Below are 25,156 nucleotides of genomic sequence, written 5' to 3' on the forward strand. Positions count from 1 at the left end.
GTTGCCTGGAATTTGCTTCCGCCGAGGAACAAAACCTCTCTGATTCCCGCTATGCCACTGGTACGTACTAGGCTGTGGGGGATGCTCCCAGGCAGCCGCGGCAGCCTGCACGGGCTGCCCAGACTGAAATCCTGAGAGGATCTATGGCCGAGTCCAAAAAGCGACGTCCACTGCTCAACAAGGCGACGAGAGGTCCCTTGATCTGGATCGTCATGGCGCTCCTCGTGGTGTCCATCGGAGCGCTCCTCTTCAGCCGTGTGGGCTTCAGCCAGATCGACACCGAGCAGGGACTCCAACTGCTGGCCGACGACAAGGTCGAACAGGCCAAGATCGTCGACCGCGACCAGCGCGTCGACCTCACCCTCAAAGAGGACCTCACCGTCGACGGCCAGGAATACGGCAAGAAGGTCCAGTTCTACTACGTCGAACAGCGCGGCGACCAGATCGTCGAGGCCGTCACCGAGGCGAACCCCCCTCAGGGCTACACCGACGAGGTGCCGCAGCAGAGCTGGCTGATGTCGCTGCTGGGCACCCTCATTCCGTTCGTCATCATCTTCGTCGTCTTCTGGTTCCTCATCTCGCAGATGAGCGGCGGGAAGATGATGAACTTCGGCAAGTCGAAGGCCAAGCTCGTCAACAAGGAGAATCCGGACGTCACGTTCAAGGACGTCGCCGGGGTCGATGAGGCGCTCGAAGAGCTCGAGGAGATCAAGGAATTCCTCGCCGAACCCGAGAAGTTCAAGGCCGTCGGGGCGAAGATCCCCAAGGGCGTCCTCCTCTACGGTCAGCCGGGCACCGGCAAGACCCTGCTCGCGAAGGCCGTCGCCGGTGAGGCGGGCGTGCCGTTCTACTCGATCTCCGGCTCCGACTTCGTCGAGATGTACGTCGGCGTCGGCGCCTCCCGCGTGCGCGACCTCTTCGAACAGGCGAAGGCGAACGCCCCCTGCATCATCTTCATCGACGAGATCGACGCCGTCGGCCGCCAGCGCGGGGCCGGCATGGGCGGCGGTCACGACGAGCGCGAGCAGACGCTCAACCAGCTCCTCGTCGAGATGGACGGCTTCGACGTCAAGACCAACGTCATCCTCATCGCCGCGACCAACCGGCCCGACGTCCTCGACCCGGCGCTGCTGCGCCCCGGCCGCTTCGACCGGCAGATCCCGGTCGAGGCCCCGGACATGAAGGGCCGCAAGCGCATCCTCGAGGTCCACGCGAAGGACAAGCCGCTGGCCCCCGACGTCGACCTCGGCCAGATCGCCAAGCGCACTCCCGGGTTCTCCGGCGCCGACCTCGCCAACGTCCTCAACGAGGCGGCCCTGCTCACCGCGCGTGAGAACGCGAAGGTCATCGACAACCGCATCCTCGACGAGGCGATCGACCGCGTCATCGCCGGACCGCAGAAGCGCACGCGCCTGATGAACGACAAGGAGCGCCTCGTCACCGCCTACCACGAGGGCGGCCACGCTCTCGTCGCCGCGGCGATGAACAACACCGACCCGGTGACGAAGGTGACGATCCTGCCCCGCGGCCGCGCCCTGGGCTACACAATGGTGCTGCCGAGCGAGGACAAGTACTCGACGACCCGCAACGAACTCCTCGACCAGCTCGCCTACGCGATGGGCGGACGCGTCGCCGAGGAGGTCGTGTTCCACGATCCGACGACCGGGGCGAGCAACGACATCGAGAAGGCGACGAACATCGCCCGGAAGATGGTCACGCAGTACGGCATGAGCGAGAAGCTCGGCATGGTCAAGATCGGCGACGACCAGTCCGAGCCCTTCGCCGGGCGCGGCTACGGCGCCGGCGATGAGTACGGCGATTCGACGCTGTCGGCCATCGACAAGGAGGTGCGCGCGCTCATCGACACCGCGCACGCCGATGCGTACTGGGTGCTCACCCACAACCGCGACATCCTCGACGCCCTGGCCTACCAGCTGCTCGAGCGCGAAACGCTCGACCAGGCCGCCCTCGAGGAGATCTTCGCCCCCGTCCTCAAACGGCCCCGCCGCGAGGTGTGGCTGGCCAACGACGAGCGCCCGGTCTCCGACCGCGGACCGATCGTGCCTCCCGCCCCGCAGGGCGGTCGCGGCAACGACGACGAGCAGCACGGGGACGAGGACGGCACCGGCCACTCCGGCGGCCCGGGTCCCGACACGACGGACCTGCCCGGTGCCGGACCGACCGGCACCCACGGCCCCGACGTGCCGCACAATCCGCCGGGACCCCGTGACCCCAACGGTCCGGTCGGGCCCGCCGGACCCACCGGTCCGGCAGGACCGAGCTCCGGTCTGCCCGGGGACGAACCGGGAGGCCAGCGCTGATGACCGATTACGTGTTCGACGACCTCGGCGAGACGACCGCGGGCAAGCCCACGGTCGACCATGAGCGCATCGCCGCGGCAGTCCGGGAGATCCTCTTCGCCGTCGGGGAGGACCCCGACCGCGACGGTCTCATCGAGACCCCGGCGAGGGTGGCCCGCGCGTACGAGGAGTTCTTCGCCGGCCTCCACCACGACCCGGCCGAGATCCTCTCCGTGACGTTCGACATCAGCCACGAGGAGATGGTCCTCGTCCGCGACATCGACCTCTACTCGATGTGCGAACACCACCTCGTGCCGTTCCACGGCGTCGCCCACGTCGGCTACATCCCGGCGAAGAACGGCAAGGTCACCGGGCTGTCGAAGCTCGCCCGCCTCGTCGAGGTCTACGCCCGCCGCCCGCAGGTCCAGGAGCGGCTGACCGCGCAGATCGCCGATGCCCTGATGACCCACCTCGAACCGCAGGGCGCGATCGTCGTCGTCGAGGCCGAGCACCTGTGCATGACGATGCGCGGGGTCCGCAAGCCCGGCGCCTCGACGATCACCTCAGCGGTGCGCGGTCAGCTGCGCGAACCGGCATCCCGGGCGGAGGCGATGAGCCTCATCCTGCGAGGCTGAGCGATGACCGTCGACCCGACCCCTGCCGCGGGGCGGCCGCCTGCCCTCGGGGATCCGGCGCGCACGCAGATCATGGGCGTCCTCAACGTCACACCCGATTCGTTCTCCGACGGCGGCCGCTACTTCGACCACGCCAAGGCGATCGCCCACGGGCTCGCGCTGACGACCGCGGGCGCGGACATCATCGACGTCGGCGGGGAATCGACCCGCCCCGGAGCCGTCCGCGTCGACGAGGACGAGGAGCTGCGCCGGGTCGTGCCCGTCGTCCGTGAACTCGCCGACGCCGGCGTGCTCATCAGCGTCGATACGATGCGGGCCGCGGTGGCGTCGGCGGCCATCGAGGCCGGGGCGCACATCATCAACGACGTCTCGGCGGGCCTGTCGGATCCCGGCATGCTCACCGTCGCCGCGGACTCCGGCGTCCCGATCGTCCTCATGCACTGGCGCGGCCATCTCGACCGTGCGGATGCGACGTTCCACTACGACGACGTCCTCGCCGAGGTGGTCGCCGAGCTGCGCGAGCGCATCGACGCGGCCGTGGCCGTCGGCATCGACCCGGACGCGATCATCGTCGATCCGGGCCTGGGCTTCTCGAAGAACGCCGACCACAACTGGCAGATCCTCGCCGGGCTCGAGGCATTCTCCGCGTTCGACCAGCGCCTCCTCGTCGCCGCGAGCCGCAAGCGCTTCATCTCCTCCCTCGTCTCACCCGAGGATCCGGCGCGGGCCGAGGAAGCGGCGAAGGACCAGGCCACAGCCGTGATCTCGGCGTTCGCCGCGCAGGCGGGAGCCTGGGCGGTGCGCGTCCACGACCCGGCCGCCTCGGCGCTGGCCTGTAAGGTGGCGGCGGCCATCGCCGACCACGCGGCCCCGGGCACCTCCCTGTGGAAGCCCGGCCGGGCATGAGCGGACAGCCGGACCGGATCGAGCTGCGCGGCCTGACGGTGCGCGGCAACCACGGCGTCTTCGACTTCGAGAAGCGCGAGGGCCAGGACTTCGTCGTCGACGTCGTCCTCCACACGTCGACGGCCGCAGCCGCAGGCACCGATGACATCGCCGACACCATCCACTACGGCGACCTCGCCGAGGCGGTCGCCGGCATCGTCGAAGGCACCACCTTCGACCTCATCGAGACCCTCGCCGAGGCGATCGCCGACCACTGCCTGACCCTGACCGACCATGTCGAGGTCGTCGTCCACAAACCGAGCGCCCCGATCGAGCGGACCTTCGCCGATGTCACCGTCACCGTCGACCGGCACCGCGGGGACGCCGGCTCCGCCGAGGCACCGGCCGCGGTCGCCGTCCTCAGCCTCGGGGCCAACCTCGGCGATGCCGCGGCCACCCTCGACGACGCCGTCGCCGCTCTCGACCGCCACCCGGCGATCACGGTGACGAAGCGGTCCTCGCTCTACCGGACCGCACCGTGGGGCGGGGTCGAGCAGAACGACTTCCTCAACCTCGGCGTCCTCATCGAGACCACCCTGCCGGTCGACCAGCTCCTCGGGGTGGCCCAGGGCATCGAGGTCGCCGCCGGCCGGACCCGGGAGCTGCGGTGGGGACCGCGGACCCTCGACATCGACCTCATCAGCGTCACCACCGAGGCCGGGGCGCTTCGCACCGCGACCCCGACGCTTTCCCTGCCGCACCCGCGCGCCCACGAACGGGCCTTCGTCCTCGTCCCGTGGGCGGAGACGGACCCCGGCGCGATGGTCGACACCCCGACCGGATCGAGGCCGATCGCCGAGGTCATCGCTGCGCTCGACGATCAGGAAATCACCCGCGTCTCCTCCCCGCAGACGCCCGACATCTGAAAGACTGAGGAGCATGCAGCGAACTTCCTCAGGCATGCTCGTCATCTGGGCAACCGTCGGCGTCGTGCTCGGCGTGCTCGTCGACGTGCTGCTGGAGAACCAGGGATTCGCACTGCCCGGGCAGCCGTGGCTGCCGATCATCGGCATGCTCATCCTCGCCGTCGTCCTCCTCGTCCTCGGCTACCCGATCAAGAGGTGGAACGAGGGCGACCGGACCCGCGAGATCGACCCGCTCCGGGCCGCCCGCGTGGCGGTCATGGCCAAGGCGAGCGCCCTGACCGGGGCCGGACTGGCGGGCTGGTACCTCGGCAACGCCGCGTACTTCTTCTTCTCGGCGCCGGGCATCCGCAACGACCTGGCCGCGGGCATGCTCTTCGCCGCGCTCGCCGCCGCGGCCCTGATGATCGTCGGGATCATCGTCGAGATCTTCTGCACCCTTCCACCCCAAGACCCACCAGGAGCCGAAGCCGCATGACCGACCCGATCTACACCCGAGTCAGCCCCAAGTACTGGCGCAAGGAGACGATCTCGTCACTGACGTTCTTCGTCCCGCTGCTCGCCGCGGCGATCGTCCTCGCCGTGATCTTCCCGTCCCAGTGGTGGCTGCACCCGCTCTGGGCGGCGATCCTCATCTGGGCCGTCGTCTACCTCGTCGTCCTCTACCGGCAGGCGAAGGTCATCGGGTACGCCGAACGTGACGACGACCTCCTCATCCGCCGCGGCATCATGTTCCGCCGCACCACCGTCGTGCCCTACGGGCGCCTCCAGTTCGTCGACGTCGACTCCGGCCCCATCGACCGGATGTTCGGACTGGCCACCGTCAAACTCCACACCGCCTCGGCGGCCACCGATGCGACGATCCCCGGCCTGCCGCGCCCCGACGCGGACCGTCTCCGCGACAGCCTCGCCGGTCGCGGACAGGCGAACCTGGCAGGGCTGTGACGATGAGCTCCGACCACGGCATCACCGAGGAGACCGGGCAGTCCCAGCCGGGGTCGTCCCCGCCGGCAGGTCCGTCCCAGCCGGGGTCGCAGCCCGCCCTCGCCGAGGCAGCCGCCCCGGAGGTCTGGCATCGGGTCCATCCGCTCACCCCGGTCCTCGAGAGCCTCGGCGTCATCGTCGTCCTCTTCGTCGTCGCCGGATACGTCGGGCAGAACTTCATCCAGCAGGCGCTCAGCGACCTCGCCGCCGGTGACGGCGTCGACCTGTCGCTGGCCGGCTGGCTCGGCGCGCATCCGCTCGTCATCCTCGCCGGCCTCGGCGGGGTCCTCCTCGTCCTCGCCGTCGCCGGTGTCTACAGCTGGCTCGCCTGGCGGGTCATGGGCTACCGCGTTGACGCCGAGGCGATCTATGCCCGCTCCGGCCTGCTCGCGAAGAAGCTGCGCAAGGCCCGCCTCGACCGGGTCCAGTCGATCGACCTCCAGCAGAAGCTCGTTCCCCGCCTCCTCGGACTCGCCGAGCTCGTCTTCGACGTCGCCGGGGGCAAGGGCGCGAACGTGTCGCTGAAGTACCTGAGCCGGAAGAAGGCCGACGCCCTGCGCGATGAGCTCCTCGCCGCGGTCCGCGAGGTCAAGCAGGGCGGCCGAACGGCGGGTGCCGCCGGCGGTGCCGCTGCCGGCGCTGCCGGCGGTGCAGAGGCCCTGGACGGTCCAGCGGCCTGGACAGGTGAGGACGGCACGGTCGACAGCCTCGGCGCGGGCCAGGGTCCGGGCGAGCCGACGGTCGATCTCAGCGCCCCCGAACGCGCCGGTGACAGCATCGGTGTGCGGTTGAGCAAGCGCCTGAGCAGGTATGCGGGGGAGGCCCTGGAGGAGGCCGAGGACAGCCTCAACGACATGCTCGCCCCCTACGGCGTCTCGCCGCGGCTGTCCGAAGAGGGCGAGATCATCAGAGTCCCCGTCCACCGGGTCATCCTCTCCTCGCTGCTCAAAACGGACTTCCTCATCGGAGTTCTCGTCGTCGTCGCCGTGGTCATCGCCACCATCGTGCTCTTCGCTCTCGGGTTCCGGGAGGCGGCGGTGCCGATGATCTTCGGCGTCCTGCCGGCCGGCATCGCGGCGTTCGCCTCGGTGAAGAAGGACCTCGACAACGCGAACTTCGTCGTCCGCCTCACCGACTCGGGACTCGCCGTCAGCCACGGTCTCGTCTCGACCTCGCGGAAGGTCATCCCCCTCGACCGCGTGCAGGCCGTGTGCCTGCACCAGCCGCTGCTGTGGCGCATCGGCGGGTGGTGGAAGGCCGAATACAACATCGCCAGCGCCGGCGACAAGGGCGAATCGAACCTGCTGCTGCCCGTCGGCGACATCGACCAGGCGCTGACGATGATCGGCCTCGCCCTGCCCGCCCCGCAGGTCGACGACGGGGTCAGCGCCCGCAGCCTCACCCTCTCGGCGATGTACGACACCGACTCGCCCGACCCGCAGGCCGCGCGCGCCGAAGAGGCCTTCCGCCCTCAGCCGCGCTCCTCCCGGTTCATCGACCCGCTCGTATGGAAGCGACGGGCGTACGCCCTCACCGAGGCCCTCCTCATCATCCGCCTCGGCCGCCTCGAGCGGCGCGTCGACTTCGTCCCGCACGAACGCGTCCAGTCGATGGAGTACCGGCAGGGTCCGCTCCTGCGCGCACTCGGTCTCGCCTCGGTGGCGGTGCACTCGACCGCGGGGCCGATCACCCCGCAGGTCGCCCACCAGGACGCCGAGGCGGCCCGCCGCTTCTTCGACGAGCACGCTGAACGCACCCGGCTGGCGCGTGAGCGCTTCGACGAACAGCGCCGCACCGGACAGGGGATCGACGCATGACCGCACCGCCCCCTGACGCCCCGCGCTTGGGGATCGGCATCATCGGCGCCGGCCGAGTCGGCGCCGTCATCGGAGCCGCCTGGCGGGCGGCCGGACACGCGATCATCGGGGTCAGCGCCACCTCGGCGGCCAGCCTCGAACGCGCCGAGGACATGCTGCCCGGCGTGCCCGTCCTCCCTCCCGACCAGATCGCCGAACGCGCCGAACTGCTCCTGCTCGCCGTGCCCGATGACGAGATCGGCTCGCTCGTCTCCGGCCTGGCTGCCCTCGGCCGGATCCACGCCGGGCAGATCGTCGTCCACGTCTCCGGACGCTACGGCACGGACATCCTCGAACCGGCGACCGGCGTCGGGGCGCTGCCGATCGCCCTGCACCCGTCCCTGTCGTTCACCGGCACCGCCGTCGACCTCCCACGCCTGCGGCAGGCCACCGTCGCCGTCACCGCACCCGGACCGATCCGGCCGGTCGGTGAGGCCCTCGTCGTCGAGATGGGCGCCGAACCGATCGAGATCGCCGAGGCGGACCGGCCGCTCTACCACGCCGCCATCACGCACGCGTCGAACCACTCGATCACGATCATCGCCGAAGCCCTCGAGATGCTCACCGAAGCCGGTGTCGAGGACCCCTCGCGGGTGCTCACCGCACTCGTCGACGCGAGTGTCGCCAACACCCTGCAGAACGGGGCGAAGGCGCTGACCGGGCCGGTCGCCCGCGGCGACGTCGGGACGCTCGCCGCGCACCTGGCGGCCCTGAGCGAATACAGCCTCAGCGTGTCCCATCCGGGCACCCGCGACAGCTACATCGCACTCGCCCGGTCGACGACGGCGAAGGCGCTCGCCATGGGGCGGATCACCGAGGCGCAGGCACAGGAGATCCTCGCCCTCCTCGGCTGACCCGACAGGGGCGGGCCGAGCTGCCGGGACGGCCGTCGGGCAGCGGTGTGGCGGGGGCCTCAGGACGGTTGCGCGAATTCCCCCGCGGGGTGCTGGCGCGGTAGCCTTGAGAGCATGGCAGAAACTGAGTCGATCACCCCTGACACCGCTGAGTCCGCACCGGAACACCTCGATCCCGAACAGATCAGGATCCGCAAGGACAAGCGGCAGCGGATGCTGGACTCGGACACCGAGGCCTACCCCGTCTCCGTGCCCCGCACGCACACTCTCGCGCAGGTGCACGCTGCCCACCCCAACCTCGACGCCGGTGATGAGACCGACGACGTCGTCGGCGTCGTCGGCCGCGTCGTCTTCGTCCGCACCACCGGCAAGCTCGCCTTCGTCACTCTGCAGGCCGGTGACGGCACCCGCCTGCAGGGGATGCTCTCCCTGCGCGAGGTCGGCGAGGAGCGCCTGGCCGACTTCAAAGCCGACGTCGACCTCGGCGACTTCCTCTTCCTCCACGGCAAGGTCATCAAGTCCAAGCGCGGAGAGCTCTCCGTGCTCGCCGATGAATGGCAGATGGCGTCGAAGGCCCTCCGCCCGCTGCCGGGCCTGCACACGGAACTCGCCGAGGACACCCGCGTGCGCCAGCGCTACCTCGACCTCATCACGCGGGAGGCCGCACGGACGACGATGCGCACCCGCGCCGCGGTGATGGCCTCGCTGCGCCGGACGTTCGCCGACCAGGACTTCATCGAGATCGAGACGCCGATGCTCCAGGTCATGCACGGGGGAGCGGCGGCCCGCCCGTTCAAGACGCACATGAACGCCTACGACATCGACATGTACCTGCGCATCGCCCCCGAGCTCTTCCTCAAGCGCGCCATCGTCGGCGGCATCGACAACGTCTTCGAGATCAACCGGAACTTCCGCAACGAAGGCGCCGACTCGACGCACTCACCGGAGTTCGCGATGCTCGAGGCCTACCAGTCCTACGGGGACTACCATTCGATCGCGGAGCTGACGAAGACGCTCGTCCAGAACGCGGCCCAGGACGCCACGGGTTCGCTGCTCGTCACCCTCGACGACGGCACCGACTACGACTTCGGCGGTGACTGGGCGGTCGTGAGCATGTACGAGACGCTCTCGGCCGAATCCGGTGTCGAGGTCACGCCGCTGACCGGCATCGACGAGCTCGAGAAGATCGCTGAGGACCACGACGTCGACCTGGGCGGAGTCTTCCGCTCGCACGGCAAGTACGTCGAGGAGCTGTGGGAGCACTTCTACAAGGACAAGCTCTGGGCGCCGACCTTCGTCACCGACTTCCCCGTCGACACCTCACCGCTCGTGCGCGAACACCGCGACAAGCCCGGCGTCGTCGAGAAGTGGGACCTCTACGTCCGCGGCTTCGAACTGGCGACCGGGTACTCCGAGCTCGTCGACCCCGTCATCCAGCGGCAGCGCTTCGAAGCCCAGGCCGCCGACGCCGCCCGCGGTGACGATGAGGCCATGGGCCTCGACGAGGAGTTCCTCACCGCGATGGAACACGGCATGCCCCCGACCGGAGGAATGGGCATGGGCCTCGACCGCCTGCTCATGGCGCTCACCGGTCTGGGGATTCGCGAAACCATTCTCTTCCCCTTCACCAAACCGATCGCCGCGGCGAATTCGGACTCCACAGAGGAAGGCTGAGACCGTGCTGGATCTCATCAAGGCGCTGCTTCCGTCGATCTGCATCGCATTGCTCTTCTGGTACGTGATGCGCGGCATTGTTCGCGCAGATCGGACAGAACGCGAGCAGATCGAGAAATTCTATTCCGAGCATGAAGTTAGCGAATTGGACGATAATGGAGATTCGGGTGTTATGCTTACACCCGTAAAGTCGTCTGAAAATGAAAAGAGTGAACATGGCACGGGAGATGCGACTCGTTCTCACGGATGATTTCGACGGTTCGGAAGCAGCCGAAACCGTTCGGTTCAGCCTCGACCAGGGGACTTATGAACTGGAACTGTCCACGAAGAATGCCGAAGAGCTGCGTGAGACCTTTGCTCCCTATATCGCCAAAGCCCGCCGTGTGGCCAACCCGGGTTCACGCGGGCGCCGCGGAGGATCGACCGGTTCGGGCCCCAAGCGCGACACCGCGAAGATCCGCGAATGGGCGCAGGAGAACGGCTACCAGCTCGGTGATCGCGGACGGATCCCCCAGGAGATCGTCCAGGCCTACGAAGCCGCAGGGAACTGAGCACAGGCACAACTGAACAGAGGCGCCCGATCGGGGCACCGATTTCGCCGAGGGACCGATGACACGAGCATCGGTCCCTCGGTCGTTTCGTCACTGGCGGCATTTCGTCTCCTGCACCTTTCCGCTGCCCGTGACGAGCCGGACCGTGGGGTCTGCGCCCGCGGCCGGCCATCCGTGCAGGTGACTGCGAATCTGCGGCAGCCTCGTGCCCCGAGGGACGCGGTTAGGGATTAGCCGCGCAAAGCGACTTCCTTGAGAATTGTCTGAACGCGACGCGTGTCCGTTTGTTTCTTCGCCACCGGCATTCCACGCGGCAATGCCGGTGGCGGAATATCGGCAACGCCGTCTGCGTTGAGTGCGGTGTTTGAGGGTGCCGTCACCGGGATGACAATCGGCGAGGCGGTCAAAAGGACTTTGGAAGAGACCAGGTCCGCACCCATCCGGAAACCCGGGGACTCCGAATATACAGTGTAAGCACGGAAGGGTTCGGCGCGAGCGGGGTGCTGTGTGCGCCGGTCGCGGCAGCGTCCCAACGGTGCGCCCGACCGACGGCAGCTGACCGGGTTCCGACCGACCGCCTCGGCGGGAGATCAAGGGATTTCGCCCTGAGCCGAACGGTTTCGGCTGATGGCGAAACGTGCAATAGAACCCGAGGTTGGGTCGTTACGCTCTACAGATACCAGAACTCCAGGAGGGTGAATATGTTCGAGCGGTTCACTGACCGAGCCCGCCGAGTGGTGGTGCTCGCCCAGGAAGAGGCCAAACTCCTCAAGCATAACTACATCGGCACCGAGCACATCCTGCTCGGCCTCATCCACGAGGGTGAAGGCCTGGCGGCCAAGGCTCTCGAGGGGATGGACATCTCCCTCGAACAGGTTCGCGATCAGGTCCAGGAGATCATCGGGCAGGGACAACAGGCGCCGAGCGGGCACATCCCGTTCACTCCGCGCGCGAAGAAGGTCCTCGAGCTCAGTCTCCGTGAGGCCCTGCAGCTGGGCCACAGCTACATCGGCACCGAGCACATCCTGCTCGGTCTCATCCGCGAGGGTGAGGGCGTTGCCGCTCAGGTCCTCGTCAAGCTCGGCGCCGACCTCGGTCGGGTGCGCCAGGAAGTCATCAAGCTGCTCTCGGGCTACCAGGGCAAGGAACCGGTCGCTGCCGGCGGTCGCGAAGAGGGCACGCCCTCGGGCTCCCTCGTTCTCGACCAGTTCGGTCGCAACCTCACCGCTGCCGCCCGTGAGGGCAAGCTCGATCCGGTCATCGGCCGCCACGAGCAGATGCAGCGCGTCATGCAGATCCTCTCCCGCCGCACGAAGAACAACCCGGTTCTCATCGGCGAGCCCGGCGTCGGCAAGACCGCCGTGGTCGAGGGGCTGGCGCAGGCGATCGTCAACGGCGAAGTGCCGGAGATCCTCACCGACAAGCAGCTCTACACGCTCGACCTCGGCTCCCTCGTCGCCGGTTCCCGGTACCGCGGTGACTTCGAGGAACGTCTGAAGAAGGTGCTCAAGGAGATCCGCACGCGCGGTGACATCATCCTCTTCATCGACGAGATCCACACGCTCGTGGGTGCCGGTGCCGCCGAAGGCGCCATCGACGCCGCATCGATCCTCAAGCCGATGCTCGCCCGCGGTGAGCTCCAGACGATCGGTGCGACGACGCTCGACGAGTACCGCAAGCACATCGAGAAGGACGCTGCGCTCGAGCGCCGCTTCCAGCCGATCCAGGTGCCCGAGCCCTCGCTCGCGCACTCGATCGAGATCCTCAAGGGCCTGCGCGACAAGTACGAGGCGCACCACAAGGTGACGATCACCGAGGGTGCTCTCGCGGCTGCCGTCAACATGTCCGATCGCTACATCAACGACCGATACCTGCCGGACAAGGCGATCGACCTCATCGACGAAGCCGGGGCGAAGCTGCGCATCTCGCGGCTGTCGGTGCCGCAGGAGATCCGCGACCTCGAGGAGAAGATCCTCGAGGCCCGTCACCGCAAGGAAGCTGCGATCGACGCTCAGGACTTCGAGCTGGCGGCCTCCGAGCGGGACTCGGAGATGAAGCTCCAGCACGAGAAGGACGAGCAGACCGAGGCCTGGCGCAAGGGCGGCAAGGACACCTCCGCCACCGTTGACGCCGATCTCATCGCCGAGGTGCTCGCCTCTGCCACCGGCATTCCGATCTTCAAGCTCACCGAGGAGGAGTCCTCGCGTCTGCTGCGGATGGAAGACGAGCTGCACAAGCGCATCATCGGCCAGAACGACGCGGTCAAGTCGATCTCGCGGGCGATCCGCCGGACCCGTGCGGGTCTGAAGGATCCGAAGCGTCCGTCGGGTTCGTTCATCTTCGCCGGTCCCACCGGTGTGGGAAAGACCGAGCTTGCGAAGGCTCTCGCGGAGTTCCTCTTCGGCGACGAGGATTCCCTCATCAGCCTCGACATGTCGGAGTACTCGGAGAAGCACACCGTGTCGCGTCTCTTCGGTTCGCCTCCCGGCTACGTCGGCTACGAAGAGGGCGGCCAGCTCACCGAGAAGGTGCGTCGCAAGCCGTTCTCCGTCGTCCTCTTCGACGAGGTGGAGAAGGCCCACTCGGACATCTTCAACTCGCTGCTGCAGATCCTTGAGGACGGCCGACTCACCGACTCGCAGGGTCGTGAGGTCGACTTCAAGAACACGATCATCATCATGACGACCAACCTGGGCACGCGCGACGTCTCCAGCGGTCTGCAGATGGGATTCCAGGTCGAGGGTGACACCAAGACCAACTACGACCGGATGAAGCAGAGGGTCAACGAAGAGCTCAAGCAGCACTTCCGTCCCGAGTTCCTCAACCGCGTCGATGACACGATCGTGTTCCCGCAGCTGAACAAGGAGGAGATCATCGAGATCGTCGACCTCTTCCTCGAGCGCCTCGACACGCGTCTGGCGGATCAGGGCATGAAGGTCGAGCTCACCGATGCGGCCAAGAACCTGCTGGCCGATCGCGGCTACGATCCGGTGCTCGGTGCACGTCCGCTGCGCCGCACGATCCAGCTCGAGATCGAGGATCAGCTCTCGGAGAAGATCCTCTTCAAGGAGATCGGCCGCGGTCAGACGATCAAGGTCGACATCGAGGGCGAAGGCAAGGACGCGCAGTTCACCTTCGAAGGTGTCGAGACCGAGACCTTCCCGACATCCGGATCCGACGATTCGTCCTCCGGCGGCGAACTCGCCGGAGCCGGGTCGACCGGTTCGGCCTCCTGACCGGCAGCGGTCCGCTGACCGGCTGACTGACAGTGGTCTGCTGAGCGCATAGTCACCCCTCCTGAGGCGGCCCCGGGCCTGAGAACTTCGGTTCTCGCCCGGGGCCGCTTCGCATTGTCAGGGCGCCTCGCGTTGTGCGCCACGTCCATGGCGGCCCTCCGGGTTGTGCGCCACATCCACGGCGGCGCCGCGCGTTGTGCGCCACGTCCATGGCGGCCCTCCGGGTTCTGCGCCACATCCATGGCGATTTCGGGCTCGAGATCACCGTGGAGGCGGCGCACAATCGCCGTCACAGTGGCGCAGACCTGTGTGGACGCACCGTCGGCACCTGAGCGCGATGGTGTTGAATGAGGGAATGAGCTCAGCCACCTTCGACCACGGACTCGTCGCCTCCGACCACCACCAGACCCACGGACTTCCCAGTGGGCTGCGGCTGCGGCGGGCACGGACGTCCGACGTCAAGGGCATCGAGGCGCTCGTGGCCCCCCTGGCCGAAGAGCGCATCCTCCTCGCGAAGGACACGGTGACGTACTTCGAGTCGCTGCAGGAGTTCTGGCTCGTCGTCGATGAGCGACCCGACGGCAGCGAAGTCCTTGCCGGCTGCGCGGCCCTCCACATCATCTGGTCCGACCTCGCCGAGGCGCGCACCGTCGCGACGTCCCCTGACTACCGGGGCAGGGGAGTGGGCAAGGCCCTCATCCGCCAGCTCCTCGCCGATGCCGTGGAGATCGGGGTCGACAGGGTCTTCTGCTTGACGTTCGAAACCGGATTCTTCGGCTCCCTCGGATTCGAACCGATCAAGGGCATCCCCGTCTCACCGGAGGTCTACGTCGAACTCCTCCACTCAGCCGACGAAGGTGTGGCCGAGTTCCTTGACCTCGCCAGGGTCAAACCGAACACCCTCGGCAACACCCGAATGATCAAGTACCTGTAGAGCAGGGGGCGATCCCGAAGGGGTCAGACCGTGGTTCAGGCGGACTGCGACCAGAACTCGCGCAGTGCGGAGAGCAGTGTCTCTGGTGCCTCCTCGGGGATGAAATGACCGCAGTCGGGAATGGGTCGCCCGTCCAGGTTCTCCGTGTAGCTCTCCCAGACGGTCGTGATATCCGTGTTCGCGGCGAGGCCGCCAGCACCCCACAGTGCAAGCACCGGCACCGTCAGTTTCCGCTGGGCGCGGAAGTCCTCGTCGTCGAGGGCGACATCCTCGTGGGTGGCACGGTAGTCGTCGAAGCCAGCACGCATAGCGCCGGGCTTTTCGAAGGCGCGAACATAGTCGTCGATGTGCGGCTCGAGGCGATCGCGGCGGACGGTCCAGCGTTCGAAGAAGTAGCGAAGGTACTCAGCGGTCCTGCCTGCGGTGAGCGTCTCCGGCAGATCCTTCTGCATGTGGAGGAGCCAGTGGAAGAAGCCTTCGGCGGTGCGCATCCTCCCGTTTGTGAACATCGCATGGGTGGGGGCGATGTCGAGAACAGCGAGCGAGGAGACTCTCTCGGGAGAGTCGAGGGCAAGTCGGTGCGCGACCCGGCCGCCGCGGTCATGGCCGACGAAATGAGCCCGGTCGACGCCGAAGGAATCCATGATGCCGAGGATGTCCCGGGACATGCTCCGTTTGTCGTATCCTTCCGTCGGCTTGTCACTGAGCCCGTAGCCGCGGAGGTCCGGTGCGATGACGTGGTATTGGGTGTCGGCGTCCGGGCCGTACAGTCCGGGAATGACATCTCGCCAGCAGCTGGCCGTCTGGGGCCAACCATGAAGCAGCACAACGGTTTCGGCGTCAGCGGAGGTGGTGTCGCCGAGAAGGCAGTGGAAAGCAAGTCCATCGACATTGACGAAGCGTGAGTTCATGGTGTCAGCTAACCATATTAACCGGTTAGCAGGCAACAAGGTTTCGCGATATCGTGGGAACATGGATGACTGGCTGTGGTTCGGCGGGGAGATCAGTCTTGACTTCGTCAACACACTCCGCGACCGATTCGGTCCAGGGCGGGAGACACTTCACGGGCCAGAGGAACTGGCACGATGGATTGCCTCCACCGGGCAGTGGAGCGCAGTGACGCCGACAGAGGAAGAGTTTGCACAGGCGCTGAGGCTTCGCGCGGCAATCAGTCGGCTGTTGGAGAATCCGAGCACACTCGACCTCACTGACCTCGAGATCATCAACGGTGCTGTCAGCGGAGGTGGCGGAACCGCTGGGGCCCTGTCACCGAAATTGGAGTGGGCCGATGCCGGAGTCGCAGTCGTTCGCTCCGAACCGTCTGCAGCAACGGTGCTCGGACTCATCGCTGGCAACGCGATCGAGGTGTTCGAGCGCGGTGAACCCAGCCGAATCAAGACGTGTGCGCATGAGCGTTGCGGGATTGCCTTCGTTGATACATCTCGCGCGAACAGCCGACGATGGTGTTCGATGAAACGTTGCGGAAATCGGGCCAAAGTTGCCAAATACACTCATCGGCAATCGATGTCCCAAGGTTCTGCGCAATCGACGAATCACCTGACAGACGGTAGTTCCGAGTCCAGCATCACCGCGGCAGGCTGAGACGGTCCCCGCTGCGGTGAGCCAACCCGTCGGTGACGAGATCGGCGATGAGTCGTGAGATGCGGTCCGCATCCGCGCTGAGATCGCGCATCGTCGTCAGCTTCGCCGAGGTGGTCGGGCCCAGGGTGCCGAGGCGCTCGTCATCGAGTTCGGCAGTCGGTGCCGTGAAAAGATCGACCGCGATGGCATCGGTCGCGGCGGATGCGCGACCTGTGGTTGCGTTCGCCGCCTTCTCGACCGCCGAGGACCCCGGGACCACCGAAGACCTCTCGACCACCGAGGTCGACCGATTGCCCGCCTCGGCGGCTTCTGCATGTGCGGCCTTGAGGACGTCCATGATCGCCCCGCGCAGCTGGCGGTCCGTACCGGCCCACTTCTGGGTCTTCGGCTTCGCCGCCGAGGCGGGGCGTCCGGCGAGGTTCCAGGCGCAGATGTCCGCGAGCGGGCAGTCCTCGCACTTCGGACTGCGGGCGGTGCACACGAGGGCACCGAACTCCATGACCCCGGCGTTCCACGCCACATGATCGGTCGCGGGGACGAACCGTTCGGCCCAGACGGTCTCCCTGCGGCTCGGTGACACCGTGGGCCGGTCTCGGCCGGCGAAGACGCGGACGAGGACTCGGCGCACATTCGTATCGAGGACCGTGGTGCGCTCGCCGTGAGCGAACGAGGCGACGGCTGCCGCGGTGTACGACCCGATCCCCGGCAGCGTCTCGAGAGCGGCAGCAGTGTCGGGCACCTGGTTGTCGTGGTCGTCGGCGATGACTCTCGCGGCTTCCTGCAGCCGCAGCGCACGACGCGGGTAGCCGAGGCGATCCCATCGCTGGAGCACCTCGGCGGTGGGGGCTGCCGCCAGGTCGGCAGGAGTGGGCCAGCGCTCGAGCCATTCGCTCCAGCGTGGGGCGACGCGGGAGACCGGAGTCTGCTGGGACATGATCTCGCTGACGAGGACCGCCCACGCCGAGGTGCCTTCGGCCCGCCACGGCAGGGGTCGGGCGGCTGCCTCGAACCAGTCGATGATCGTCGTCTGGACGCGTGTGATGGCGGACTCGGGCACGTCCGGGAAGACCGGTGCTGTGGGGGTGATCCCAGTTTCGGCAGAGGTGCGGTGTGTCATTTGGATGCTCATTCGCAATTGCCTAGGCTCATTGCGATGACTCCTTCCGATCGTGGTTCGCAGCCGAAACAGCCCCGCCAGTCTAGCGGCAAGCTGCCTGCGCACGTCTACCGTCGGCGGCGGATCACCCTGGCGGTGCTCAGCCTCGTCGTCATCGGACTCATCGTGCTCGGTGTCGCCGGCATCACGAAGGCGATCGGCGGTCTGACCGACCAGGAGCCGACCGCGGCCGACGCTCCCACGAGCGCCTCACCGACCCCGCAGGCTCCGGTCCCCGACGCGCAGGCCGCCAGCGGCGCCTGCCCGCCGGACTCCGTCTCGGTGAGCGCGAAGGCCGACAAGAAGAGCTACGACGAGAACACGAAGCCGAAGTTCGAGATGGTCATCGGCAACAACCACACGGCCACCTGCCTCATCGAGGTCGGCACGAAGCAACAGGAGTTCGTCGTCGAGCAGGAAGGGGACGTCGTGTGGTCCTCGAAGTACTGCGCCGCCGACGACGATGAGAACGCCGAAGCGCCGACGGAGTTCGCTCCGCAGTCCCAGAAGACCGCCCAGTTCGAATGGAACCGGGTCCGCGTCGACAAGAACTGCAACAAGGCGAGCAAGGGCTTCGAGGCGGGCACGTACGATCTCATCGTCAAACTCGGCGACAAAGAGAGCAAACCTGTGCCCTTCGAGCTCGAGAAGGACGAGGCGACGAAGGCCAAAGAGAAGGAAGAAGCCGACAAGAAGAAGGCCGAGGAGGAGAAGATGGCGACCGAGTCGCCGACTCCGAAGCCCACGGAGACCGAGAACTCCGACGGCTAATCCGCTCAGACGCCGCGGTACGAGCCCACACCCCACGAATTGCCGTCGTGGTCGCGGAACGCGAACTCCCGTCCGCCGTGGGACTGCGTGGCCACCGGCCGGACGATCGCATGCCCGAGCTCGCGGATCTCACGATAGAGCCGGTCGACCTCCCGTTCGGTGGGGACGACGACGTAGATCGCCGCCCCGCCGACGCTGTCGAGGGCCGAACCGTCATGGCGCACGGACCCGATCATCACTCCGCCGGTCTCACCGAGCGCGTATTCGGCATGGAGGACGAGACTCGGGTCGTCCTCGTCCCGCACCGTGACGCGCTCGACGAAGCCGAGGGTGATGAGCATCGCGGTCGTCGCCGCGATGTCCGTCGTCCTCAGTGCCGGAAACACTGTCGTGGTCATCTTTCAAGCATGCCCTGTTTCGCCGCGGAAGTCTCGGATTTTCTCCCCTCCGAGGTCACTGACATCGCACACCAGCCGCGCAGGCCGCGATCGCCGCGACCGGCGACCGCAGGCACCGCCCGTCGGCTCACTTGTCCTTGTCGTTGAGGACGAGTTCGACCGCCTCGGCGACGTGCTCGCATTCCTTGACGACCATGCCGTCGGGGATCGAGACGTTGCGCAGCGCGCCACGGGCGACGATCGCCCGCGTCATGCCCAACCGTGCCGCCTCGCTCAGCCGCTGGCCGAGGTTGGGCACATTGCGGATCTCACCGGAGAGGCTGATCTCGCCGATCGCGACGAACTTCGCGTAGAGGGCCCGCCCCAGAGCGGCCGAGGCCAGAGACAGGCAGATCGCCAGATCATTGGCCGGTTCGACGAGCTTGGCCCCACCGACTGTGGCGACGAAGACATCGGACTTCGCGAACCCGGCCGCGGAGACCTTCTGGCTGAGCACGGCGATCATCATCGCCACCCGCGAGGAGTCGACTCCCGACACCGAACGCCGCGTCTGACCGGCCGCGGACTCGGTGACCAGGGACTGCACCTCGACGAGCAGCGGCCGCTTGCCCTCCTGGTTGACCGTCAGGCACGTGCCCGCCGGCGTGGACCCTGACGCGCGGGAGAGGAAGAGACCGGAGGGATCCTCGAGGCTCTTGATCCCGTTCTCCTCCATGTCGAAGCAGCCGACCTCGTCGGTGGGACCGAACCGGTTCTTGATCGCCCGCAGCATCCGCAGCCGGGAGTGCTTCTCGCCTTCGAAGGTGCACACGACATCGACGAGGTGCTCGAGGAGACGGGGTCCGGCGATCGTGCCGTCCTTCGTGATGTGTCCGACGAGCACGGTCGACAGGGACCGGGACTTCGCCTCCCGGATGAGGGCGGCCGCGACCTCCCTGACCTGGGTGACCCCGCCGGGCACGCCGTCGACCTCCGAGGAGGCGAGCGTCTGGATCGAGTCGACGATGAGCAGGTCGGGGTTCTCGGCTTCGATGAGCCCGAGCACGGCGCCGAGGTCGGTCTCCGCGGCCAGCAGCAGGTTCTCCTCGAGGGCGTTGATCCGGTCGGCGCGCAGCCGCACCTGTCCGGCCGACTCCTCGCCGGTGACGTAGAGGACCGCCGATTCGAACTTCGCGGCGCGCGCGGCGACGTCGAGGAGGAGAGTCGACTTCCCGACTCCGGGCTCCCCGGAGAGCAGGATGACCCCGCCGGGGACGATGCCGCCGCCGAGCACCCGGTCGAATTCGTCGACGAAGGTCCGCTTCGCCACCGCCAGGGTCGTGTCCACCTCGGTGATCGACTTCGCCCCGCTCGACTTCTTCACCTTCGTCTTCACCGACGTCGCACCGGCGCCCTTCTCCTCGAGAGTGCCCCAGGCCTGGCATTCGGGGCACCGCCCGAGCCACTTCACGGTCGAGTATCCGCATTCGGTGCAGGTGAAAGACATACGGCAAGTCTGGCATGCGCCACGGACATGACGCGTGCGCCACGGACACGACGTCCGGGGCCAGACCTCAGTCGGCGACGGTCAGTACCCGGGGACCGTCCTCGGTGATGGCGATCGTGTTCTCCGAATGGGCACCGTTCGAGCCGTCGGCCACCCGCAGGGTCCACCCGTCCTGGTCGACTGTGAGCTTCTTCGACGTGAACGACCACCACGGTTCGATCGCCAGGGTCAGGCCCGGCTTGAGCACCATGCCGCGCCCGCCCTTGCCGCGGTTGGCGACGTGGGGGTCCTCGTGCATCGTGTGCCCGAGCCCGTGACCGCCGAAATCGAGGTTGACCGGGATGCGCTGGGCATCGGCGATGTCGCCGATCGCCTGGGAGATGTCGCCGAGGCGGTTGCCGGCCTGCGCGGCCCCGATCCCCGCCTCGAGGCCGGCCCACGTCGAGTCGATGAGGCGCTGGTCCTCCTCGGTGCCGGTGCCGACGATGACGGAGCGGGCGGCGTCGGCGACCCAGCCGTCGATGGACACCGCGAAGTCGAGGGTGAGGAGGTCGCCGTCGGCCAGGACGTAGTCGTGGGGTTTGCCGTGGAGGACGCCGTCGTTGACGGAGAGGCAGATGACGTTGCGGAAGGGACCCGAACCGAACGAGGGAGCGTAGTCCCAGTAGCAGGACTTCGCTCCGGCCTGCTCGATGAGCGTGCGTGCCCGCTTCTCCAGGTGCATGAGGTTCATGCCGGGTTCGGCGGTCTGAGACAGTTCGGCCAGCGTGTTCGCCACGAAGCGACCGGTCACCGCCATCTTGTCGATCTCGGCGGGTGTCTTCAGCTCAATCACGGGTGCTCTCCTCTGGGGTCTGGGTTCACCGGCCAGTCTAGTTCCCCGCGTCAGCCGGCTGCCCTCCTGGGTGTCAGGTCACCGGCGCCCTCCTGCTCGATCGCGAAGGCCGTGTCGTGGCGAGGATGAGCGGCAGGGTGAGCACCGCGAGTCCCAGGCAGAGCGGCGGAGGAAGAGAGCCTTCGCCGAGGCTGACTCCGCCGGCCCAGGTTCCCGCGACGATGCCGGCCTGGAAGGCGATGACGTAGACGGCGTAGAGCACCGTGGCCTCGACTCCGCCGAGGCGCACGACGCTCGATCCGGCACTACGAGGACAGAGGTCTGCTGGTCTCATCGCGCACGCCGACAGGGTATCGCGAATACGGCGCCGAGGCGGTCGGAACGGTTGCGCGAATCCGCCGGCTGCTCGGCGCCGGGTTCAACCTCGACACGATCACGGTGATGCTGCCGTGCCTCGGTGATGATCCGGATCTGCCGATCGGCATGTGCCCGCAGGTGGCGGCCCGGATCCGGGAGAACGTCGCCCGGATCGAGACCGAATCGGCCGATCTCGCCCGGCGCAGGAGGGCCATCGAGGAGCTCATCGCACAGCGGTGAGAGGCCGGTGACCGTCGGCTGTCGCCTCAGAGGAACTCCACGCCCTGGGCCAGAGGCAGTTCGCCGGAGTAGTTGATCGTGTTCGTCGCCTGCCGCATGTAGGCCTTCCACGACTCCGACCCCGATTCGCGACCGCCGCCGGTCTCCTTCTCACCGCCGAACGCCCCGCCGATCTCCGCCCCCGAGGTGCCGATATTGACGTTGGCGATGCCGCAGTCGGAGCGGGAGAGGAAGGTCTCCGCCTCGGCGAGGTCGGAGGTGAAGATCGCCGAGGACAGCCCTTGCGGCACCCCGTTGTGGAGGGCGATCGCCTCGTCGAGGTCGGAGTAGGTGACGACGTAGAGGATCGGGGCGAAGGTCTCCGATTCCATCACCGAGGTCTGGCCGGGCATCCGCACGAGCGCAGGCTCGACGTAGTGGGCGTCGGGTCGCTCCTCGGCGAACACGCGTCCGCCGCCGGTGAGCACGGTTCCCCCTTCGGCCTGTGCCCGGGCCAGCGCCGACTGCATCGCCTCGAACGCGCCTGAGTTGATGAGCGGCCCGACGAGCACCCCGTCGTCCGTGGGTGAACCGATGCTCAGGGTCGCGTACGCGGCGACGATCCGCTCGACGAACTCCTCGGCGATCGACTCATGGACGATGAGGCGGCGCAGGGTCGTGCACCGCTGCCCGGCGGTGCCCGCGGCGGCGAAGACGACCCCGCGCAGCGCCAGGTCGATGTCCGCGCTCGGGGTGACGATCGCGGCATTGTTGCCGCCGAGTTCGAGCAGGACCCGTCCGAAGCGCTCGGCGACGACCGGACCGACCTCACGGCCCATCCGCACCGACCCCGTGGCAGAGACCAACGCCACTCGGTCGTCGCGGACCATGGCGTCGCCGATGCCGCGACCGCCGACGAGGACGGGCACGAGACCCTCCGGTGCCCCCACCTCGGCGGCGGCCCGGGCCAGCAGCGACTGGGCGCCGAGGGCAGCGAGCACGGCGTTCTCCGAGGGCTTCCACACCACGGCGTCTCCGGCGACGAGCGCGAGGGCGGTGTTCCACGAGTACACGGCGACGGGGAAGTTGAATGCGGAGATCACTCCGACGACTCCGAGCGGATGCCACGTCTCCATGAGTCGGTGACCGGGACGTTCGCTCGGCATCGTCTTGCCCCACAGCTGCCGGGACTGGCCGAGCGCGAACTCGCAGATGTCGATCATCTCCTGGACCTCGCCGGCGGCCTCGGACGGGGTCTTGCCGGCCTCGACGGTGACGATCTTCGCAAGCTCCTCCTTGTGCTCGGCAAGCAGCTGACCCCAGCGGCTGACGAGCCGGCCGCGGACGGGAGCGGGAACGTCCCGCCAGCTCTCGAAGGCGGTTGCCGCCTGCCCGATCTTCGCCGCGGCGGTCTGCGGGGAGTCGGCGGGGATCGTCGCGAGCACCTGCCCGGTGATCGGGGAGCGGGCAGTCAGCGTCTGCCCGGTCGCGGTGTCGGCGGTGAGCACGGCGGCGCCGACGCCGCAGGCGCGCAGCCCCTCGTCGAGGAGGGCGGCGACGGTGTGATCGGTGGGAAGAGCGGTGGGGGTGGAGGTCGTGGTCATCATGGTCCTCACTGTGTCTCAGGCGGGTTTGTGTCAGTGGCGGTGGCTAGGGTGCAGGCATCGAAGTGGGAGGGAGGGGAGTCATGGTCACACGATGTTGAGCTCCTTGCGCAGTCCCGAAAGGGAGAAGCGGTCCTTGTCGAGCGGGGAGACGTCGACGAACGGGGTGCGGCCGGTGAGGAGGTCGGCGACGACCTCGCCGACGGCCGGACCCATGAGGAACCCGTGGCCGGAGAACCCGCACGCGTAGGTGAAGCCCTCGAGTTCGCGGGCCTGCCCGATGAGCGCATTGTGGTCGGGGGTCATCTCGTAGAGGCCCGCCCAGCCGCGTCGGATGTCGACGTCGGCGAGGCTCGGGGTGCGCCGGTCGATGAGCTCGGAGAGCCGGAACAGCCACTCCGGGTCGCGGCGGTCGTCGAACCCCCACCGGTCCTCGGCATCGGGGCAGCCGAAGAGGAGGCCGGGGCCTTCGGGGTGGACGTAGTAGCTGGTGGCGAAGTCGATGGTGAACGGCATTGCGGAGGTGTCGAACGCCACCGGTTCGCTCACCATGATCTCGCGTCGCAGCGGGGTGACGGGGAGGTCGACGCCGGCCATCTCGCCGATCAGTCCCGACCAGGCACCGGCCGCGCAGACGACCTGTGAGCACGTGATCGGGCCCGCCGTCGTCTCCACCGAGGTGATCGTCCGCTTCCCGGCCGCGCCCTTCGTGAGGATGCCGGTGACCTCGCAGGATGTGAGCACGGTGACGCCGCGGTCACGGGCGGCGCTGATGTAGCCGGCAACGACGGATTCGGGAGTGCAGTGCCCGTCACCGGGATTGAACGCCCCGGCGACGAGACCCGCCGTGTCGACGTAGGGGGCGAGGGCTGCGACCTCGGCGACGGTGAGCATCTGCGAGTCGAGACCGAGTGACCGCTGGAGGTCGACGTTGCCGGCGAACGTCCTCGCCGCCTCGGGGGAGTCGAGGAGGAAGAGGTAGCCGTTGGAGACGAGGTCGATGTCGATGCCGAAGCGCGATTCGAAGTCGCGGAGGATCTCGAGGCTGCGCACGGACAGGGCGATATTCACCTCGTCGGAGAACTGACAGCGCACCCCGCCAGCGGCCTTCGACGTCGACCCGGAGCCCGGGACATCGCGTTCGACGAGGACGATGCTCCCTGCCCCCGCGGCGGCGAGGTTGAAGGCGATCGACGCGCCCATGACGCCGCCGCCGATGATGACCACATCTGCGTTCACACTGCACCTCAGCTGGTTCGGGGCCGACACCGTTGTCGGCTTGTCCACCATTGTGCGACCGAACACATTTAAGGACAAGGCCGAGTCTGTGAAGACTGTTTTCACGATTCCTTAAAACCGCTAGTCTGTGCCCATGACCTGGACGCTCGGGCAGCTGCAGACGTTCGTCGTCGTCGCCGAACGCGGCTCGATGACCCGTGCCGCCGAAGCGCTGGGCTACAGCATCGGAGCGGTCTCCCAGCACATGAGCGCACTGCGGCGCACCGTCGGCTCCGACCTCGTCATCCGCCGCGGACGCTCCCTCGTGCTCACCGAGGCCGGTCGCACCCTGCTCCCGCGCGCCCGCAGCATTCTCGCCGCCCAGGCGCAGGCGGAGCTTGCGATGCTCGGCCGCGACTTCGAGCGCGAGGCGATCGTCACCCTCGGAGTGTTCGGGTCGACGTCGACCAGCGGACTGCCGCTCATCGTCCGTCTGCTCGCCGAGCGCCACCCCGACATCGTCGTCCGCGCCCGGGAGGTCGACGTCGAGACGATGTCGGCGGCCGTCATCGACGGCGCCATCGACCTCGGCATCGGCATCGACTACCCGGCCGTGCCGCTGCCGCCGATGCGCGGCCTGACGTGGACGACGGTGTCGGTGACGATGTGGCTCTCCTT

25 protein-coding genes are annotated in these 25,156 nt (G+C 67.7%); 17 read left to right on the forward strand and 8 right to left on the reverse strand.

The annotated features are described in order from the left end of the window. Window positions 1–143: 143 nt before the first annotated feature. From ftsH to FFS20_RS05400, 13 genes are all read left to right on the forward strand, one after another. Window positions 144–2,321 carry an ATP-dependent zinc metalloprotease FtsH gene (gene ftsH, locus FFS20_RS05345; protein WP_137824882.1) on the forward strand — a complete coding sequence of 726 codons (2,178 nt, stop codon included), beginning with the start codon at window positions 144–146 and terminating at the stop codon, window positions 2,319–2,321. After that, window positions 2,321–2,935, forward strand: a complete 615-nt coding sequence (gene folE, locus FFS20_RS05350) for a GTP cyclohydrolase I FolE (RefSeq protein ID WP_137824883.1) — start codon at window positions 2,321–2,323, stop codon at window positions 2,933–2,935. Before ftsH ends, folE begins: the two co-directional genes overlap by 1 nt. Before the next feature lie 3 nt (window positions 2,936–2,938). After that, window positions 2,939–3,841, forward strand: coding sequence for a dihydropteroate synthase (gene folP, locus FFS20_RS05355; RefSeq protein WP_137824884.1), 903 nt, complete (start codon window positions 2,939–2,941; stop codon window positions 3,839–3,841). Further along, complete coding sequence (gene folK, locus FFS20_RS05360) at window positions 3,838–4,746, forward strand: 2-amino-4-hydroxy-6-hydroxymethyldihydropteridine diphosphokinase (RefSeq protein WP_137824885.1); 909 nt, start codon at window positions 3,838–3,840, stop codon at window positions 4,744–4,746. Before folP ends, folK begins: the two co-directional genes overlap by 4 nt. A 13-nt stretch (window positions 4,747–4,759) precedes the next feature. Further along, window positions 4,760–5,221, forward strand: coding sequence for a DUF3180 domain-containing protein (locus FFS20_RS05365; protein ID WP_137824886.1), 462 nt, complete (start codon window positions 4,760–4,762; stop codon window positions 5,219–5,221). Further along, window positions 5,218–5,688 carry a PH domain-containing protein gene (locus tag FFS20_RS05370; RefSeq protein WP_137824887.1) on the forward strand — a complete coding sequence of 157 codons (471 nt, stop codon included), beginning with the start codon at window positions 5,218–5,220 and terminating at the stop codon, window positions 5,686–5,688. The genes FFS20_RS05365 and FFS20_RS05370 overlap by 4 nt, the downstream gene beginning before the upstream one ends. 2 nt (window positions 5,689–5,690) lie before the next feature. Continuing rightward, complete coding sequence (locus tag FFS20_RS05375; protein ID WP_137824888.1) at window positions 5,691–7,544, forward strand: PH domain-containing protein; 1,854 nt, start codon at window positions 5,691–5,693, stop codon at window positions 7,542–7,544. After that, complete coding sequence (locus FFS20_RS05380) at window positions 7,541–8,437, forward strand: DUF2520 domain-containing protein (protein WP_137824889.1); 897 nt, start codon at window positions 7,541–7,543, stop codon at window positions 8,435–8,437. Before FFS20_RS05375 ends, FFS20_RS05380 begins: the two co-directional genes overlap by 4 nt. A gap of 114 nt (window positions 8,438–8,551) precedes the next feature. Then, window positions 8,552–10,111 (forward strand): lysine--tRNA ligase, encoded by a 1,560-nt coding sequence (lysS, locus tag FFS20_RS05385; RefSeq protein ID WP_137824890.1) that lies wholly within the window; start codon window positions 8,552–8,554, stop codon window positions 10,109–10,111. 4 nt (window positions 10,112–10,115) lie between these two features. Beyond that, entirely contained in the window at window positions 10,116–10,361 is a 246-nt protein-coding gene (locus FFS20_RS17885) for a hypothetical protein (protein WP_171006995.1), read from the forward strand. After that, a complete protein-coding gene (locus tag FFS20_RS05390; RefSeq protein WP_137824891.1) occupies window positions 10,327–10,662 on the forward strand; it encodes an Lsr2 family protein in 336 nt (111 codons plus the stop codon). The genes FFS20_RS17885 and FFS20_RS05390 overlap by 35 nt, the downstream gene beginning before the upstream one ends. A gap of 701 nt (window positions 10,663–11,363) precedes the next feature. Then, window positions 11,364–13,898 carry an ATP-dependent Clp protease ATP-binding subunit gene (locus FFS20_RS05395; RefSeq protein WP_137824892.1) on the forward strand — a complete coding sequence of 845 codons (2,535 nt, stop codon included), beginning with the start codon at window positions 11,364–11,366 and terminating at the stop codon, window positions 13,896–13,898. 355 nt (window positions 13,899–14,253) lie between these two features. After that, complete coding sequence (locus FFS20_RS05400; protein ID WP_171007000.1) at window positions 14,254–14,832, forward strand: amino-acid N-acetyltransferase; 579 nt, start codon at window positions 14,254–14,256, stop codon at window positions 14,830–14,832. A 35-nt stretch (window positions 14,833–14,867) separates the two neighbouring features. Here the strand turns inward: FFS20_RS05400 and FFS20_RS05405 are convergent, their stop codons facing one another. Next, the gene (locus FFS20_RS05405) at window positions 14,868–15,659 is read right to left on the reverse strand and encodes an alpha/beta hydrolase (RefSeq protein ID WP_249356684.1); all 792 of its coding nucleotides are present in this window, start codon (window positions 15,657–15,659) and stop codon (window positions 14,868–14,870) included. A gap of 145 nt (window positions 15,660–15,804) precedes the next feature. Between FFS20_RS05405 and FFS20_RS05410 the strand changes: the two genes are divergently transcribed. Next, the gene (locus tag FFS20_RS05410; protein ID WP_171007001.1) at window positions 15,805–16,434 is read left to right on the forward strand and encodes a CGNR zinc finger domain-containing protein; all 630 of its coding nucleotides are present in this window, start codon (window positions 15,805–15,807) and stop codon (window positions 16,432–16,434) included. Here the strand turns inward: FFS20_RS05410 and FFS20_RS05415 are convergent. Then, window positions 16,418–17,551, reverse strand: a complete 1,134-nt coding sequence (locus tag FFS20_RS05415; RefSeq protein WP_137824895.1) for an A/G-specific adenine glycosylase — start codon at window positions 17,549–17,551, stop codon at window positions 16,418–16,420. The genes FFS20_RS05410 and FFS20_RS05415 overlap by 17 nt on opposite strands. A gap of 36 nt (window positions 17,552–17,587) precedes the next feature. On the opposite strand from FFS20_RS05415, the gene FFS20_RS05420 reads away from it, so the two are divergent. Then, the gene (locus tag FFS20_RS05420; RefSeq protein WP_249356681.1) at window positions 17,588–18,361 is read left to right on the forward strand and encodes a hypothetical protein; all 774 of its coding nucleotides are present in this window, start codon (window positions 17,588–17,590) and stop codon (window positions 18,359–18,361) included. Window positions 18,362–18,366: 5 nt separating this feature from the next. On the opposite strand, the gene FFS20_RS05425 is transcribed toward FFS20_RS05420, so the two are convergent. From FFS20_RS05425 to FFS20_RS05440, 4 genes are all read right to left on the reverse strand, one after another. Then, on the reverse strand, window positions 18,367–18,759 hold the full coding sequence (locus tag FFS20_RS05425; protein ID WP_249356682.1) for a VOC family protein: 393 nt from the start codon (window positions 18,757–18,759) through the stop codon (window positions 18,367–18,369). 127 nt (window positions 18,760–18,886) lie between these two features. After that, window positions 18,887–20,245 (reverse strand): DNA repair protein RadA, encoded by a 1,359-nt coding sequence (radA, locus tag FFS20_RS05430; RefSeq protein ID WP_137824896.1) that lies wholly within the window; start codon window positions 20,243–20,245, stop codon window positions 18,887–18,889. 67 nt (window positions 20,246–20,312) lie between these two features. Then, a complete protein-coding gene (map, locus tag FFS20_RS05435; protein ID WP_137824897.1) occupies window positions 20,313–21,080 on the reverse strand; it encodes a type I methionyl aminopeptidase in 768 nt (255 codons plus the stop codon). A 73-nt stretch (window positions 21,081–21,153) separates the two neighbouring features. Continuing rightward, window positions 21,154–21,414 carry a hypothetical protein gene (locus tag FFS20_RS05440; RefSeq protein WP_137824898.1) on the reverse strand — a complete coding sequence of 87 codons (261 nt, stop codon included), beginning with the start codon at window positions 21,412–21,414 and terminating at the stop codon, window positions 21,154–21,156. Window positions 21,415–21,473: 59 nt separating this feature from the next. Here FFS20_RS05440 and FFS20_RS18230 point away from each other — a divergent pair, with 59 nt between their 5' ends. Continuing rightward, a complete protein-coding gene (locus FFS20_RS18230) occupies window positions 21,474–21,677 on the forward strand; it encodes a MerR family DNA-binding protein (RefSeq protein WP_283202124.1) in 204 nt (67 codons plus the stop codon). Window positions 21,678–21,703: 26 nt separating this feature from the next. Here FFS20_RS18230 and FFS20_RS05450 read toward each other — a convergent pair whose 3' ends face one another. Further along, window positions 21,704–23,263, reverse strand: a complete 1,560-nt coding sequence (locus FFS20_RS05450) for an aldehyde dehydrogenase family protein (protein WP_137824900.1) — start codon at window positions 23,261–23,263, stop codon at window positions 21,704–21,706. A gap of 84 nt (window positions 23,264–23,347) precedes the next feature. Next, on the reverse strand, window positions 23,348–24,499 hold the full coding sequence (locus tag FFS20_RS05455; protein ID WP_283202123.1) for an FAD-binding oxidoreductase: 1,152 nt from the start codon (window positions 24,497–24,499) through the stop codon (window positions 23,348–23,350). Between the two features lie 133 nt (window positions 24,500–24,632). Between FFS20_RS05455 and FFS20_RS05460 the strand changes: the two genes are divergently transcribed. Next, the coding region (locus FFS20_RS05460) for a LysR family transcriptional regulator (protein WP_137824902.1) at window positions 24,633–25,156 on the forward strand (524 nt) is incomplete at its 3' end.

Source organism: Brevibacterium sp. 2SA (assembly GCF_005502845.1).
Lineage (GTDB): Bacteria > Actinomycetota > Actinomycetes > Actinomycetales > Brevibacteriaceae > Brevibacterium.

What these genes read in the sequence shown, in the direction of transcription:
- FFS20_RS05365 (WP_137824886.1), top strand. Translation starts at nt 4,760, where the DNA reads ATGCAGCGAACTTCCTCAGGCATGCTCGTCATCTGGGCAACCGTCGGC.
- FFS20_RS05410 (WP_171007001.1), top strand. Translation starts at nt 15,805, where the DNA reads ATGGATGACTGGCTGTGGTTCGGCGGGGAGATCAGTCTTGACTTCGTC.
- FFS20_RS05415 (WP_137824895.1), bottom strand. Translation starts at nt 17,551, where the DNA reads ATGACACACCGCACCTCTGCCGAAACTGGGATCACCCCCACAGCACCG.
- FFS20_RS05420 (WP_249356681.1), top strand. Translation starts at nt 17,588, where the DNA reads ATGACTCCTTCCGATCGTGGTTCGCAGCCGAAACAGCCCCGCCAGTCT.
- folE (WP_137824883.1), top strand. Translation starts at nt 2,321, where the DNA reads ATGACCGATTACGTGTTCGACGACCTCGGCGAGACGACCGCGGGCAAG.
- FFS20_RS05395 (WP_137824892.1), top strand. Translation starts at nt 11,364, where the DNA reads ATGTTCGAGCGGTTCACTGACCGAGCCCGCCGAGTGGTGGTGCTCGCC.
- FFS20_RS05390 (WP_137824891.1), top strand. Translation starts at nt 10,327, where the DNA reads ATGGCACGGGAGATGCGACTCGTTCTCACGGATGATTTCGACGGTTCG.
- radA (WP_137824896.1), bottom strand. Translation starts at nt 20,245, where the DNA reads ATGTCTTTCACCTGCACCGAATGCGGATACTCGACCGTGAAGTGGCTC.
- folP (WP_137824884.1), top strand. Translation starts at nt 2,939, where the DNA reads ATGACCGTCGACCCGACCCCTGCCGCGGGGCGGCCGCCTGCCCTCGGG.
- FFS20_RS05375 (WP_137824888.1), top strand. Translation starts at nt 5,691, where the DNA reads ATGAGCTCCGACCACGGCATCACCGAGGAGACCGGGCAGTCCCAGCCG.
- folK (WP_137824885.1), top strand. Translation starts at nt 3,838, where the DNA reads ATGAGCGGACAGCCGGACCGGATCGAGCTGCGCGGCCTGACGGTGCGC.
- FFS20_RS05450 (WP_137824900.1), bottom strand. Translation starts at nt 23,263, where the DNA reads ATGATGACCACGACCTCCACCCCCACCGCTCTTCCCACCGATCACACC.
- ftsH (WP_137824882.1), top strand. Translation starts at nt 144, where the DNA reads ATGGCCGAGTCCAAAAAGCGACGTCCACTGCTCAACAAGGCGACGAGA.
- FFS20_RS05370 (WP_137824887.1), top strand. Translation starts at nt 5,218, where the DNA reads ATGACCGACCCGATCTACACCCGAGTCAGCCCCAAGTACTGGCGCAAG.
- FFS20_RS05440 (WP_137824898.1), bottom strand. Translation starts at nt 21,414, where the DNA reads ATGAGACCAGCAGACCTCTGTCCTCGTAGTGCCGGATCGAGCGTCGTG.
- lysS (WP_137824890.1), top strand. Translation starts at nt 8,552, where the DNA reads ATGGCAGAAACTGAGTCGATCACCCCTGACACCGCTGAGTCCGCACCG.
- FFS20_RS05425 (WP_249356682.1), bottom strand. Translation starts at nt 18,759, where the DNA reads ATGACCACGACAGTGTTTCCGGCACTGAGGACGACGGACATCGCGGCG.
- FFS20_RS05400 (WP_171007000.1), top strand. Translation starts at nt 14,254, where the DNA reads ATGAGCTCAGCCACCTTCGACCACGGACTCGTCGCCTCCGACCACCAC.
- FFS20_RS05380 (WP_137824889.1), top strand. Translation starts at nt 7,541, where the DNA reads ATGACCGCACCGCCCCCTGACGCCCCGCGCTTGGGGATCGGCATCATC.